The sequence below is a fragment of the Haloarcula sp. H-hyl2 genome (assembly GCF_056934385.1).
Window position 1 is genome coordinate 697,372 of record NZ_JBRIIJ010000002.1, and the last position, 13,321, is coordinate 710,692.

Annotated in this window: 15 protein-coding genes; 10 read left to right on the forward strand and 5 right to left on the reverse strand. The window is 68.0% G+C overall.

Going from position 1 to position 13,321, the window contains the following annotated elements:
• Positions 1-49 precede the first annotated feature (49 nt).
• From Hhyl2_RS13415 to Hhyl2_RS13425, 3 genes are all read left to right on the forward strand, one after another.
• Positions 50-217 carry a hypothetical protein gene (locus Hhyl2_RS13415; protein WP_483551276.1) on the forward strand — a complete coding sequence of 56 codons (168 nt, stop codon included), beginning with the start codon at positions 50-52 and terminating at the stop codon, positions 215-217.
• A gap of 81 nt (positions 218-298) precedes the next feature.
• Complete coding sequence (hisI, locus tag Hhyl2_RS13420; RefSeq protein WP_483551277.1) at positions 299-661, forward strand: phosphoribosyl-AMP cyclohydrolase; 363 nt, start codon at positions 299-301, stop codon at positions 659-661.
• The gene (locus Hhyl2_RS13425; RefSeq protein ID WP_483551278.1) at positions 661-1,785 is read left to right on the forward strand and encodes a DUF7118 family protein; all 1,125 of its coding nucleotides are present in this window, start codon (positions 661-663) and stop codon (positions 1,783-1,785) included. Before hisI ends, Hhyl2_RS13425 begins: the two co-directional genes overlap by 1 nt.
• Here Hhyl2_RS13425 and glmM read toward each other — a convergent pair whose 3' ends face one another.
• Positions 1,786-3,144, reverse strand: coding sequence for a phosphoglucosamine mutase (glmM, locus tag Hhyl2_RS13430; RefSeq protein WP_483551279.1), 1,359 nt, complete (start codon positions 3,142-3,144; stop codon positions 1,786-1,788).
• Positions 3,145-3,237: 93 nt separating this feature from the next.
• On the opposite strand from glmM, the gene pyrE reads away from it, so the two are divergent.
• The 3 genes from pyrE to Hhyl2_RS13445 all read left to right on the forward strand — a co-directional run bounded on the left by pyrE (position 3,238) and on the right by Hhyl2_RS13445 (position 5,623).
• Positions 3,238-3,783 (forward strand): orotate phosphoribosyltransferase, encoded by a 546-nt coding sequence (pyrE, locus tag Hhyl2_RS13435; RefSeq protein ID WP_483551280.1) that lies wholly within the window; start codon positions 3,238-3,240, stop codon positions 3,781-3,783.
• 81 nt (positions 3,784-3,864) lie between these two features.
• Positions 3,865-5,298: an NCS2 family permease gene (locus Hhyl2_RS13440; RefSeq protein ID WP_483551281.1), complete on the forward strand. Its 1,434-nt coding sequence runs from the start codon at positions 3,865-3,867 to the stop codon at positions 5,296-5,298.
• 67 nt (positions 5,299-5,365) lie between these two features.
• Entirely contained in the window at positions 5,366-5,623 is a 258-nt protein-coding gene (locus Hhyl2_RS13445; RefSeq protein WP_483551282.1) for a glutathione S-transferase N-terminal domain-containing protein, read from the forward strand.
• A 270-nt stretch (positions 5,624-5,893) separates the two neighbouring features.
• Here the strand turns inward: Hhyl2_RS13445 and Hhyl2_RS13450 are convergent, their stop codons facing one another.
• Positions 5,894-6,862 (reverse strand): transcriptional regulator, encoded by a 969-nt coding sequence (locus Hhyl2_RS13450; RefSeq protein WP_483551283.1) that lies wholly within the window; start codon positions 6,860-6,862, stop codon positions 5,894-5,896.
• A 125-nt stretch (positions 6,863-6,987) separates the two neighbouring features.
• Between Hhyl2_RS13450 and Hhyl2_RS13455 the strand changes: the two genes are divergently transcribed.
• The 3 genes from Hhyl2_RS13455 (at position 6,988) to Hhyl2_RS13465 (ending at position 9,075) form a co-directional block, all read left to right on the forward strand.
• Positions 6,988-8,253: an exodeoxyribonuclease VII large subunit gene (locus Hhyl2_RS13455; protein ID WP_483552030.1), complete on the forward strand. Its 1,266-nt coding sequence runs from the start codon at positions 6,988-6,990 to the stop codon at positions 8,251-8,253.
• A 347-nt stretch (positions 8,254-8,600) separates the two neighbouring features.
• Positions 8,601-8,816 carry a hypothetical protein gene (locus Hhyl2_RS13460; protein ID WP_483551284.1) on the forward strand — a complete coding sequence of 72 codons (216 nt, stop codon included), beginning with the start codon at positions 8,601-8,603 and terminating at the stop codon, positions 8,814-8,816.
• Positions 8,817-8,874: 58 nt separating this feature from the next.
• On the forward strand, positions 8,875-9,075 hold the full coding sequence (locus tag Hhyl2_RS13465; RefSeq protein ID WP_483551285.1) for a hypothetical protein: 201 nt from the start codon (positions 8,875-8,877) through the stop codon (positions 9,073-9,075).
• Here the strand turns inward: Hhyl2_RS13465 and Hhyl2_RS13470 are convergent, their stop codons facing one another.
• Positions 9,076-10,140 carry a threonine synthase gene (locus Hhyl2_RS13470; RefSeq protein ID WP_483551286.1) on the reverse strand — a complete coding sequence of 355 codons (1,065 nt, stop codon included), beginning with the start codon at positions 10,138-10,140 and terminating at the stop codon, positions 9,076-9,078. It abuts the gene before it with no gap.
• Positions 10,141-10,539: 399 nt separating this feature from the next.
• Positions 10,540-11,496 carry a succinylglutamate desuccinylase/aspartoacylase family protein gene (locus tag Hhyl2_RS13475; RefSeq protein WP_483551287.1) on the reverse strand — a complete coding sequence of 319 codons (957 nt, stop codon included), beginning with the start codon at positions 11,494-11,496 and terminating at the stop codon, positions 10,540-10,542.
• Between the two features lie 93 nt (positions 11,497-11,589).
• Between Hhyl2_RS13475 and Hhyl2_RS13480 the strand changes: the two genes are divergently transcribed.
• Positions 11,590-11,853, forward strand: a complete 264-nt coding sequence (locus Hhyl2_RS13480; RefSeq protein WP_483551288.1) for a DUF7536 family protein — start codon at positions 11,590-11,592, stop codon at positions 11,851-11,853.
• 167 nt (positions 11,854-12,020) lie between these two features.
• Here Hhyl2_RS13480 and Hhyl2_RS13485 read toward each other — a convergent pair whose 3' ends face one another.
• Positions 12,021-13,241: a potassium channel family protein gene (locus Hhyl2_RS13485; protein ID WP_483551289.1), complete on the reverse strand. Its 1,221-nt coding sequence runs from the start codon at positions 13,239-13,241 to the stop codon at positions 12,021-12,023.
• Between the last annotated feature and the right edge of the window lie 80 nt (positions 13,242-13,321).

Genomic DNA, 13,321 nt, shown 5'->3' on the forward strand with positions numbered 1-13,321 from the left:
CGTCGACGGGACCCGATGTCGTTATAGCACTACTCCCGCTAGCCCGGCTATGACGGAGACGAACGTCAACGTCGACCTCGAAGTGGAGGTCGAGATCGAACCGGACGAACTCGAACTCGAAGTGGGCGACCGGCGCGAAGTCGAGGGCCAACTGGACGCCGACGGCATCACGATCGAGATCGAGGCCGAGATCGACGTCGAAGGCGAAGAACGATAGACGGTCGGCCTGATAGCGAGCCACGGGTGACAGGCTGCCCACGACACAAGACCTATCTTCCGCACAGACTTCCGCCAGAGTATGACAGCCGTCGACCTCGCGTTCGACGAGCAGGAGTACATCCCCGCCGTCGCCCAGGACGCCGAGTCGGGTGACGTACTCATGCTCGCGTACGTCACCGAGGAAGCACTCGAACGGACTCGCGAGACCGGGTACGCCCACTACTACTCGCGCAGTCGGGACGAACTCTGGAAGAAGGGGGGCACGAGCGGGCACACGCAAGCGATCGAGGAGATCCGGGTCGACTGTGACGGCGACGCCCTGCTGTACCTGATCGACCAGAACGGGGGTGCCTGCCACACGGGCTACGAGTCCTGCTTCCACCGCACGGTCGAGGGAGACGTGGTGGGTGAGAAAGTGTTCGACCCCGACGACGTCTACTGATGTCCGAGGTCGTCGACCAGCTGGAGCAGGCAGCACGCGAGCGCGAGCGTGCCCGACAGCGCGTCGAGGACGTGGGTGCCGACCGGCTGCGGACCTGTCGGGACGCCTACCGGGAGCTCGTGCGCCTGCTCGATGACTACGACGGCCGGGCGACCGGCAGCGGCGATTTCAAGGCCTACACCCAGTTCGAGGGTGCCGTCGCGACACTGGTCGAGAATCTCGACGAGGACGTCCCCGAGTACGAGACCTTCGAGGCAGTCGACGACAGCCTCCAGAAACGGCGGCTCACCGAGTCGGACTTCGAGCGGGCACGCGAGCGACTCGAACCGGTCGGCGACCTCGTCGGCCGGCTGGACGAACTCGAAACCGCCCGCGAAGCCTACGTCCAGGCCCGTCGGGACGCACGCCGCCGGCTCGACGAACTCGACGAGCACATCGCGGCCCTCGAACGGCTCCAGCGCCTCGGTGACGCCGACCTGGAGGCACCCGTCGAGCGACTGCGCGACCCCATCGACACCTACGACGAGGCAGTCAGGGAGGCGTTCGGCGAGTTCCGTGGCGACGCACCCGCCCGCGAGGTGCTCGACCTGGTCGCGCGGGCCGACGCCTTCCCGCTGGTCGAGTTCCGGACGCCGCCGCCGGAACTGCTGACGTACGTCCGTGAGCACGAGACCGGCACCGAGCCGGTCCCGACGCTGCTGGAGTACGCCGACTACTCCGGATCGAAACTCGACCACTACGTCGACGACCCGGCGGCGCTCCGGAGCGCGGTCGCGACCCGCCGGACCTATCTCCGAGGGCTCGACGCCGAACCGCTCACCGTCGGCTGGCCGCCGCCGCCCGCCGCGGAACTGCCCTGGCTGTGTCAGGAGTACCGATCGGTCGTCGCCGGATTCGCCGACGAGACGGTCGTCGCCCGACTCCGGGAGGTGCGTGCTCTCGCACGGCGGGACGACTACGAGCGGTTACGCGAGAGCGCTGTCGCTCGCGCCGAACTCACCGCCGAGGAGCGCGAGCGGGTCGCCAGCGGCGCCGTCGCGGCCGACCTGGCTGCCGCTCGCGAGGAGTCCGAGGCCATCCAGGACGCACTGGAGACACACGGCGAACTGCCGAGCCCGCCCTGATCAGCTGTCGTCCGCGGCCGTGACCATCGCCTCTGCCAGTTCCGTCGCCCGGTCGAGACTGCGGGCCTCGGCGTAGACGCGGACGACCGGCTCCGTGCCGGACGGGCGGGCCAGCACCCAGGCGTCGCCGTAGTCCAGCCGCCAGCCGTCGGTCCGGTCGACGGTCGCGTCGGCGCGTTCGGCGTACCGTTCGACGCCGTCGAGCATCGCCGCTCGCTCCTCGGTATCGTCGTACCGGAGGTTTCGCCGGACGTTCTCGTAGCCGTCGTAGGCCCCGACCAGTTCGCTGGCCGGCGTCTCTGCGACGAGTTCGCAGAACCGCGCGGCGGTGTAGGCGCCGTCGCGAGCGACGCGGTAGTCCGGGAAGATGATACCGCCGTTGCCCTCGCCGGCGATGGCGACGTGGTCACCGTCGGCCCGTCGCTCGGCGATGCGACTGACGATGTACGTCGAGCCGATGGGCGTCAGCGAGAGGTCCGCGCCGGCCTCGGCGACCACGTCGACGAGGCGCTGTGAAGCGTTGACCGCCGAGACGACGCCGTCGCCGGCTTCGAGTTCGGCCGCCGCCAGTGCCGCCAGCGCGGCGTCGCCCTCGACGTGGTCGCCGTGTTCGTCGACGAAGATGGCCCGGTCACCGTCGCCGTCGTGCGCGATACCCAGGTCGGCGTCGGTCGCACGGACGTAGGCCCGCAGGTCTCTGAGGTTGGCCGCGACGGGTTCGGGGTCACGACCGGGGAAGTGGCCGTCGGGCTGGGCGTTGATCGTGTGGACCGTACAGCCCAGTTCCCGGAACAGGTCCGGGCTGGTCAGCGACCCGGCGCCGTGGCCGGGGTCGATCACGACGGTCAGATCGGCCGCCGCGATGCGCTCGCGGTCGACGGCGTCCAGTACTTGCTCCCGGTAGTCACGGCGTGCGGTCTCGATACAGCGGTCGGTGCCGACACGGTCCCAGCCGACCAGTTCCGGGTCGTCTGCCTCGACGGCGGCGGCGATATCGTCGAGGGTCTCCCGGCGGAGTTCGACGCCGTCGCCGCCGATCAGTTTGACGCCGTTGTACGCCGGCGGGTTGTGGCTGGCCGTGATCATCACGCCCGGCACGCCCTCGCGCTCGCAGTACGCCTGCAACCCCGGTGTCGGAACGATACCCAGGCGGTCGACGTCGAGCCCGAGCCCCGTCAGCCCGCTGGCCGCGGCGTTGGCGAACGTCCGACCGGTCGTCCGTGTATCCCGTGCGACGGCGACCCGGCGGTGGACGTCGGTCCAGACGCTCCCGGCGGCCTCGGCAACCTGGAGGACGTACCGCGGTGTCAGCCCCTCGCCAGCGACATCCCGGACGCCACTCGACCCGAACACTTGCATTCGAGCCAATCTGTGTCACCGAGTGGCTTAGGAATGTCGACGTTACCCGGCCGATTCCAACAGCCATTAGCACCCTGCCAGCAGAGAGCCTGTATGGCCAACCAGGAACTCATCGACGCGCTGCGGGACGCTGACGCGGTCAAGTACGGCGAGTTCGAACTCTCACACGGCGGGACGTCGAACTACTACGTCGACAAGTACGTCTTCGAGACGAATCCGCGCTGTCTGGAACTGATCGCTACTGCCTTCGCCGAGCGCGTGACGGACACGAAACTGGCCGGGGTCGCCCTGGGTGGGGTCCCGATGGTCGCGGTGACGAGCGTCGAAACCGGTCTCCCGTACGTCATCGCCCGCAAGCAGGCCAAAGAGTACGGCACGGGCAACCGCATCGAGGGCGAACTCGACGCGGGCGAGGAGGTCGTCATCATCGAGGACATCGCCACGACCGGCCAGAGCGCCATCGACGCCGCCGAGGCGCTGCGCGAGGCCGGCGCCGTCGTCGAGCGCGTCCTCGTCGTCGTCGACCGCGAGGAGGGTGCCCGCGAGAACCTCGCCGAGCACGACCTGGAACTGGAGGCGCTGGTGACCGCCTCGGACCTGCTGGCCGACGCCCCCGACGACCTCGACGTCGAAGCGTAACCGTCCCGGAGCTTTCGTCCGGACTACCAATTTTGGCCGTTCTCGCCACGCTTATGCCCGTCTATACTGAGACTGGCACCAATGGGTACGCTGGAGCAGTTGTTCGAACTCGATGCACACGACACTACCGTCCGGACCGAGTTGGTCGCGGGGTTGACGACGTTCCTGACGATGAGCTACATCGTCGTCCTCAACCCGGCGATCCTCACGGCCTTCCCGGACAACGGGACACCGGGCGGCATCGCCATCGACGGGTACAGCCCGCCGGAAGTACTGCAGATGCTCGCGGTCGTCACGATCCTCTCGTCGGTCGTGGCGATGCTAGTGATGGCGTTCTACGCCAACAGACCGTTCGGGCTCGCACCCGGACTCGGCCTCAACGCCTTCTTCTCGATCACCGTCGTCGGTGTTCTGGGTGTCCCCTGGCAGACGGCACTCGCCGCCATCGTCGTCGAGGGGATCATCTTCATCATCCTCACCGCAGTGGGGGCCAGAGAGTACATCATCAAACTGTTCCCCGAGCCCGTGAAGTTCGCCGTGGGGGCCGGGATCGGCCTGTTCCTGGCGGTCATCGGCCTGCAAGCCATGGGTATCGTCGTCGACGACCCGGCGACGCTGGTCGGGCTGGGGAGTATCGCTAGCGATCCCGTCGCGATCCTGTCGGTCGCCGGCCTGTTCCTGACCTTCGTCCTCTATGCGGCTGGCTTCCGTGGGGCGATCATCGCTGGCATCGTCCTGACGACGCTTGCCGGTGCCGTCGGGACCTTCCTCGGACTGGCCGAACCCGGCGTGCTCGCGACCGAAGCAGTTCGGAACGGCGGCTTCGACGCCGCACAGCTCTCCTCTGCACAGTACGATATCACGCCGCTCGCAGGCGCGTTCATCGCTGGCCTCCAGAACGTCGAGGCCTTCGCGTTCGCGTTGATCGTGTTCACGTTCTTCTTCGTGGACTTCTTCGACACCGCCGGGACGCTCGTCGGTGTCGGGCAGGCCGGCGGCTTCCTCGACGAGAACGGTGACTTCCCCGACATCGACAAGCCGCTGATGGCCGACGCTGTCGGGACGACCGTCGGCGGAATGCTGGGCACCTCGACGGTGACGACGTTCATCGAGTCCGCGACCGGTGTCGAGGAGGGTGGCCGGACCGGGCTGACGGCACTCGTCGTCGCCGGCCTGTTCCTGGCGTCGCTCGTCGTCGTCCCGCTGGCGACGGCGATCCCCCTCTATGCCTCCCACATCGCACTGGTCGTCGTCGCCGTGTTGATGATGCGCAACGTCGTCGACATCCAGTGGGACGACTTCTCGCATGCGGTCCCGGCCGGCCTGACGATCATGGTGATGCCGTTCACCTACTCGATCGCCTACGGTATCGCCGCCGGCATCGTCTCCTACCCCATCGTCAAGACCGCGCAGGGCGAGTTCGACGACGTCCTGATCGGCCAGTGGGTGCTGGCGCTCGCGTTCGTCCTCTACTTCGTCGTCCGGACCGGCGGCATCCTCTCCAGCGCGGTCTGACGGGCCTGCGCGGGGCCTACACACCACCGATGTCCTCTTGTCGCTGGCGTCCATACCGATAGCCGCAATGGCCAACCTGGAACTCTACGAACTGGAGGGCTGTCCGTACTGTGCGAAGGTCATCACGAAACTCGACGAACTCGGCCTGGAGTACGACTCTCACATGGTCCCGCGCTCCCACAGCGAGCGCACCGAAGTGAAGGAGGTCTCGGGCCAGACCGGTGTCCCGGTACTTGTCGACAAGGAACACGGTATCGAGGGGATGCCCGAGTCCGACGACATCGTCGAGTATCTCGAAGAGACCTACGGTAGCGGCGCGGCGTAACACTGCGAGCGGTGCGCGATCGCTTGCGACCGCGAAAGATGAGCGGCTTTTTGCGGTCGTAGATGCGATGGCCGTGAGCGAGTGCTGCGACTGCCGTCGCAGCCGAGCGAAGACGGGGAAGGGCAGGGCTGCCTGAGAGCATACGGCGAGCGGAGCGAGCCGTTTCACTTCACGCGACCGGAGGGAGCGTGAAGGGTGTTTTTACGAGGAGTGGTGTCCACAGCGAGCGGCGCAGCCGCTCGCGAGGACACCCGACGAAGTAAAAAGTGGTCAAGCAGTCTCCTCGTGGTCCTCACCGCGTTCCATGATGAGATCGCGCAGGTCGACGGCGTCCTCGATCTCTTCCATCTCGTCTTCCTCGATGATGGCGGTACCGTCGACGGACTCGCGTTTGAGTTCGTCGACGACGTAGACCGAGCGGGTCCGTGTGACCTCGCCGACCGAGGACATGATTCGGGCGCGCTTCTCGGCGGCCTCGGTAAATGGCGAGTGGCCGGTCAGGACCTGCTCGCGGCGGCGGCCGTTCTCGTTGACCGCCTTGAACGGTGCCCGGTCGGTAGGGTGGACCTCGAAGCCGATGCGGGTGAACACCGTCACGATGGGTTCGTCCTCGGGGTCGGCGTCGGGGTCCTCCGGCGTCGGTTCGTCGTCCCGGACCTCCTCGGCGCCGTCGAGGACGTTGACAGGCGCAGTTAGCGGTGCGTCGAAGAGGTCTTCGAGTTCCGCTGCGACCTCGACGGAGGCGTCCATGCCGTCCTCGTACTTCGAGACGGTCCGCCGGGAGACGCCCAGTTCCGAGGCCAGGCGCCCCAGCGACCACTCCCTGTCTTCGCGGGCGTCCGCCAGCACTTCCGAGTCGATGTTGACATAGAGGCCGCCCGGCGCCGCGTAGATGAGCGGCGGGACCTCCTCGACGAACAGGTCCATCGCCGTGTCCGGCGACAGTACCGGGACGCCGTGCCGGAAGTAGACGACGCCCGGTTTCAGGTCCTCGTCGCGGGTCCGCAGGCCGACGACGATGGGCGTCGCGTTCAGGTAGGTCCCCAGGCGGCGCATCTCAGCGCCCGTGACGCCGTCGAAGGCGTCGATGTTGCCCAGGATCTTCACGAGCAGGACGTCCTCACCACGCCGGGCTGCGATGTCGAAGCTCTTTGGCCGTATGGCACACCGGTCGCTGACGAGAAAGCCCGCGTCCTCAAGCATCGCCATGACGTTGCCGACCAGTGCCGACCGTGACATAGTACTCCGTACCTCTATTAGGGATAGCCAATCGCCGTATATATGATTTGTGGCGCCGTTCCGGTCTCGTCGGGTACTCTCGGGGCGACGAAAGGGGTTTGAGCGCGACCGACCAACGGGGGCGCGTGACCATCGTCGGACTCGACGACACGGACTCCCGGACCGGCGGGATGTGTACGACCTACGCCGCCAGGCAGTTGGCCGACGACATCCGCGAGGCAGGCGGGCACGTCGAGCGCCTGCTGCTGGTCCGGCTGAATCCCGCCGTCGAGCACAAGACCCGCGGGAACGCGGCGCTGGCGATCCACACGGACCTCGACGCGGACCGCGCCGCCAGTCTGGTCCGGGAGACGCTCGCGCTGGCCGAGACCGACGACCCACAGACCAACCCCGGCGCCGTCGTCGCCGACTGCGATCCAGACGCCGTCCCCCCGTCGGTCGCCGAGTTCACGCTGGCGGCCATCCAGGCGATCCAGGACCGCGTCGCGGCGACGACACTGATAGATATGGCTGGCTTTGCACGGTTCGAACGCGGGAACGGACGCGGCGTCGTCGGGGCGCTGGCGGCCGTCGGCGCGTGGACGGCCCTGGACGAGTGGACCTACGAGCACATCGCCTACCGCGAGCGCGAGCGGTGGGGGACCGACCGCACTGTCGACACCGAGAGCGTCTTCGCAGCGGCCGAGGATCACTATCCAGCCGTCTGGGATACCGTCGATCACGCGTCGGCGTACCCCGTCTGTGTCCCACGGACGCCCTGCCCGGTGCTGTACGGCATCCGTGGCGACGATCCCGAAGTGTGTCGCACGGTCGCCGACGCCATCGAGAGCGAACCGGTCGCCGAGCGCGCGACGTTCCACACGAACCAGGGGACCGACGTCCACCTCCAGGACGCCGCGCTGGCGGCCGTCGCGGACGACAGCGCCTACCGGGTGACTGGCGAGGTCGTCGACGCACCCGAGACGCGGGCAGGCGGCCACGTGTTCCTGACGCTAGCCGACGACGGGATGACCCTCCAGTGTGCTGCCTTCGAGCCGACGAAACAGTTCCGCGACCGGGTGCGGGCGCTCCGTGTCGGCGACCGTGTGACCGCCTGTGGCGAGGTCAGCGACGGGACGCTCAAACTGGAGAAGTTCCGGGTCGAGGACCTGGTCGAGACCGAACTGACGACGCCGGACTGTCCCGACTGCGGCCGGTCGATGTCCTCGGCCGGACGGAACCAGGGCTACCGCTGTCGGGACTGCGGGACGAGTGCCGACGGGAAGGTCGAGGAGCAGGTCGACCGTGATCTCGAACCGGGCTGGTACGAGGTCCCACCCGTTGCGCGACGACACGTGGCGAAACCACTAGTTCGAGGGGGTTTCGAGGGACCGACACATCCTCAACGATAGGGACCGGCCACGAGCGTCGCGAGTGGCCGTTTTTTCGCCACCGAAAGACTCGCTCCGCTCGTCCTTCGAGCTGCCCGGAAATCTTCGATCTCCGGCATGAGCGCGGGACTCGCAGAGTCGCGCGAACCTGCAAACGGGCCTTCGGCCCGTGAGCAGATGACGAGACGGCGAGGCCGTCTCGAACCATCTCGTTCGCTTCGCTCACGAGAACCACGTTTTTGCCGCGAGTGGTGCTCGCAGCGAACGGAATGAACGAGGACACCCGACGCCGAAAACGGTGGTTGCGGAGCCGCGTGTCGCAGATTAGGAGGGCGATAACAAGGAATATGCAGATGCTAGCACAGATTATGAGCACCGAAAGCAGCCCCGGGCCAGACGGCGACAGCGTGGCGCTCCCGCAGGACGATTTCAGCGAGACGCTGTTGATCGCCGAACTGGAGCCATCCAGGAACGGCGACGAGCGGGCGATCCTCTATCCGAAAGACCGGCCGGCAAAGGAGATCGCGACACGGTGGGTGGCTGCATCGGCCGACGTGTTGATCTCGCTGGAGCGCGTTCGGTGACCCCTTCCGTCGCCTAGTTTGTTGGTAACAATAGACATAGTGGTCGACTCATCCCAGCATGGGAACCGAACACGTCTCACCGACCGGGGGGACCCCGTCGCCGGATCCCGACGAGGGAGTGTACCCGGCAGTGGTGCGGACGCGGTCCGACGGGAGCGAACGGTACATCTGCTACGACGGCGATGCAGCGGACTCGGTAGATACACAGTGGGTGTCTGTCGACGCCGACACGCCCGTCTCCCTGCTGCTGTGGCGGTAATCAGGCGTTCCGGCCGGTCAGCGCGACCACGACGTCGTCGGTCCGGTCGAGGACGCCGCGCTCGCGGAACGTCCTGAGCGCTGCCGTCGCCGTCGCACAGGTCGGTTCGACGTGGAACCCCGCAGCGGCGAGTCGGTTGTACTCCCGCGCGGTCGCCCGCTCGGTGACCGCCGCGACGTCCCCGTCGGTCGCGTCGATGGCGTCCTGGATCTGGTCGCCGCGTGCCGGCTCTCGGATCTGGATGCCGTCCGCCATGTCGTTGGGATCGTCGCCGTCACTCGGGCCGTGGCGGGCGTCCGCGATGGGGCTCGCGCCGGCCGCCTGCGCACCCAGCAACCGCGGGACGTCGTCGATCCAGCCGGCCCGTTCCAGCGCCCAGAAGCCGCGGTAGGCGCCGAGAAACAGCGTTCCGTGGCCCAGCGGCGTGACGACGGCGTCGGGGACCGACCAGTCGCGCTGGGCGGCCAGTTCGTAGGCGACGGTGGCAGTGCCCGCGAAGAACGCCGGGTTCCAGGCGTGACTGGCGTAGTAGCCCTCGCCGGCCTCGACGGCCTCGATGCAGGCGTCGGTGACCGCCTGGCGGTCGCCCTCGACGGCGACCACGTCGGCACCGGTCCGCTCGATGCGTCGGCGTTTCTCGGCTTTCGCGTCGGCAGGGACGTAGATCTCGGCGTCGATGCCCGCGCGGGCGGCGTAGCTGGCGACCGCAAGCCCGGCGTTGCCCGAGGAGTCCTCCAGTACGCGGTCGGCGCCGACGGCCCGTGCCTCGGCGATCACCGTCGCCGCGCCGCGGTCCTTGAAACTCCCCGTCGGGTGGAGGAACTCCAGTTTGAACGTCGCGTCCCACTCGGGGGCCGCGACCAGCGGCGTCCACCCCTCGCCAAGCGTCACCGGCTCGTCCATCGGCAGGAACGCCTCGAACGCCCAGATGCCCGCTTCGCGGTCGAACGCGGGCGGTTCGCCGTCGGGCACCGACGGGTCGGCGTCGTCCAGCGCGTGGCCACAGTCACAGCGCCACGGCCGGTCGCGGGGATACTCGCGGCCGCAGGCCTCGCAGTGTCGCATGGCGGCACTGGGTCGGGGAGCCATCAAAAAGTGATGGTCGGAAACCGTCGGCGGTGCGGTGGCCGTGAGCGAGTGGCGCGACTGCTGTCGCGCCCGAGCGAAGACGGGGAAGGGCAGGGCTGTGCCGGGAGCATACCGCGAGCGGAGCGAGCGGTTTCACGGGACCGAGCGAAGCGATGGTCCCGTTTTTTCCCCACGTTTTTGCGCGAGCGGTGGCCGAGCGCAGCGAGGCCACCCGAAGCGGAAAAAGTGGTTGCCGGCAGGGCTGTGCCGGGAGCATACCGCGAGCGGAGCGAGCGGTTTCACTCGACCGAACGGAGTGAGGTCGAGCAGTTTTTCCCCACGTTTTTACGAGGAGTGGTGAGCGCGAAGCGCTCACCCGACGAAGTAAAAAGTGGTCTAGTAGGTATCGATATCAGTCCCGACCGAGCAGACGTACTCGCCGGTCGCGACCTGCGGGAGGCGACGGGAACGCCAGAAGATGCCCGACGAGTCGGCGGTGATGGTCTCTTTTGCCTGGCCGAAGACGTCGGTGATACGGAACAGCGTCTCGCCACGGGAGACGCGGTCGCCCAGGTCGGCCTCGAAGTCCACCAGCCCGCCGGCGGGGGCGCCGTACTGCTCGAAGCCGCTGGCGCGGGTCTGTGGCGTGGGGCTGTAGTGGCCGTCGAGGAAACCGTAGTAGGTGAGGACGTTGAAGACGCCGTCGACGCCTTTCTGGATGGAGTCCTCGTCCCAGCCGACACAGCCGCCGAGTTCGGGGTCGATGGTGGGGACGCCCTCGTCGGGGGCCGCACGAGCGAGTTGCCCGTCGGGGCCCTTCTGGTCGAGGATGTGACCACAGCCAAAGACCTTCGCGAGTTCGAGACACTCGCTGTGGAGGCGGTGGCGGGTCCCACAGCGGACGCGACACTCCTCGATCATCCGGGAGGTCGAGCCCTGGTGGAGGTCCAGCACGAGGTCGGCGCTGACCGCGGCGTCGAAGGTCGCCGCGGCGATGCGCTCGCTGGAGGTCCCCGTGTCGTCGCCGGGGTAGGCCCGGTTCATCTTCGTGTCGTCGATGGGGTTGCGGTGCTCGGCGACCTGAAACGCGTGGTAGTTGACGATGCCACAGACGATGATCGTGCCGGCGATCTCCGAGGGGTCGAGCCGCGGGAGGACGCGCTGGACGACACCGACGCCGTTGAGTTCGTCGCCGTCGCTGGCGGCCTGGATGTACAGTGTCTTCCCGTCGGCGGCGCCGTTGACCACGGCCACGGGGAGTCCGACGTCGCTCCCGTCGCGGGCCTCACCCACCGGCAACCGTCCCGTATCCATCTCACCGGGGACGGCAGTCGCCGTACCGAAACGTACCATTGTCCCACCCGTTCGGCCTGTGTGCCTTTACTGGTTCGGATTCCGGCGGCGTGGACCGACGCCGTCTTGAACGGACGGGTCCTACCGGCAGGTGTGTCAGAGTCCGAGCAACCAGGCGGCCGGGCCGCGATGGTGCAGGCGCTGAACGTCCCGCGGAACGCGAAGCTCGGGTTCGGCTTCGCGCTCGTGGTGACCGGCCTCGTGTTCGCGACGTTCGTCCTGCCGGGGACCGGCCGGTCACCGTACCTCTATCTCGCGCTGGCGTTCGTGCTGGCGGCCTCGCTGGGCGGGCTGACGACGGCGCTGCTGACCGTCGCTTCGGCCGTGCGACTGGCCCGCCAGGACAGCTCGGAGTGAGTCAGGCGGATTCGTTATCACCCTGCTGGCGATCGGGGATGCCGCCGGCAACAGCACGGCCGCCTCTGCACCGGTCGTCGCGGCGTTCGGCATCCTGGGGTTCCTGTACACGCTGGGCGCCGTCGTGGCCGCCGAACCCGATGTGACAGAGACGCCGACCTGATCGGTCACCGCTCGGCCAGTTCGGTGAACCGTTCGGCACCCGAGCGGGTCCCCTTCGCGATGACGACGTCCCCGGCCTGCAGCGGCGTCTCCGGCCCCGGCGAGACCACCCAGTCGCCGCCCTCGCGCCCGGTCCGGTCGCTCAGGTTGCCCGGCCGCCGGATGGCGATGATGCGCATCCCCGTGGCGGTCTTGATCTCCTGCTCGCCGATGGTGCTGCCGGCGAGGTCACTCGCCGCGGCGATGGTCGCTTGCGTGAGGATCTCGTCGGACTCCTGGACGGCCTCGGCGACGACGGGATGTGTCGAGAGCCCTCGCAGGACGCCCTCGCTCATCTCCAGGGCGGCGTCGGAGATGACCTCCGTCGAACGGGCGAGGTGGACCAGGCCGCGCAACGAGACGGGGTCGTCGCTGTCGCCGGCCGCCCGGAGCACCCAGGCCTCGAAGCGGGACTGGAGGGCGTCGACCTCGGCTTCGAGTTCGACGACCTCCTCGGCGACGGCCTCGCTGTCGAACAGTACCGCACCGTAGGCCAGGTCGACGGCCAGTTCGGCCATATCCTTCATCAGGACGATGGAGGTCACCGCGCGGTCGAGGTCCTGGGCAGCATCGTCGGGTGGTTCGGGCGGTTCGTAGTCGGTGCCGGTCGCGTCGCGGTACACCTCGCTGACACCCGATTCGGGCCCGCGCAACAGCACGACGTCGTCGGCCTGCAGCGCCGTCTCGCGGTCCGGGTTGAGCAGCCAGTCGCCCTGGCGCCGAATCGCGAGCGCCCGGACACCCGTCTCGGTCTCCAGGTTCAACGCGCCGAGCGTCTGGCCGGCCAGTGGTGAGTCGGCGGTCACCGTCGCACGGACGAGCGTCTCCAGGGCCTCGGGCAGTGCCGTCCGCATCGTGTCCGGGAGGCCGATGTCCTCCAGCACGATCTTCGCGATGTCGCCGGCGGCGTCGCTGATCTTCTCGGCGGCGCCGACCATCCCCAGGACCGGCGCCAGCGCCTCGGCGTCGTCCGTCGAGCGACAGGCCATCAGCAGGCTCATCCGGGCGCGCAACTGGAGGACGTCCATCTTCTCTTCGAGTTCCAGCACCTCCGCGGCGACGTCGTCGCTCCCGAGCAGGACCGCCGAGTACGAGAGATCGATGAGCAGCTCCGCGGTGTCTTTCATCTCGGCCAGCACCGCCTTCACGCTGACCGGTTCGTACTCGACCGACACTGTCGGGTCCATACGCCGCGGTTCGGCGCCGCCGTGCAAAAGCGTTGACCCTGTCAGACGGTGTCGCGCACCGTCGTGGCCGCTCGGACAGT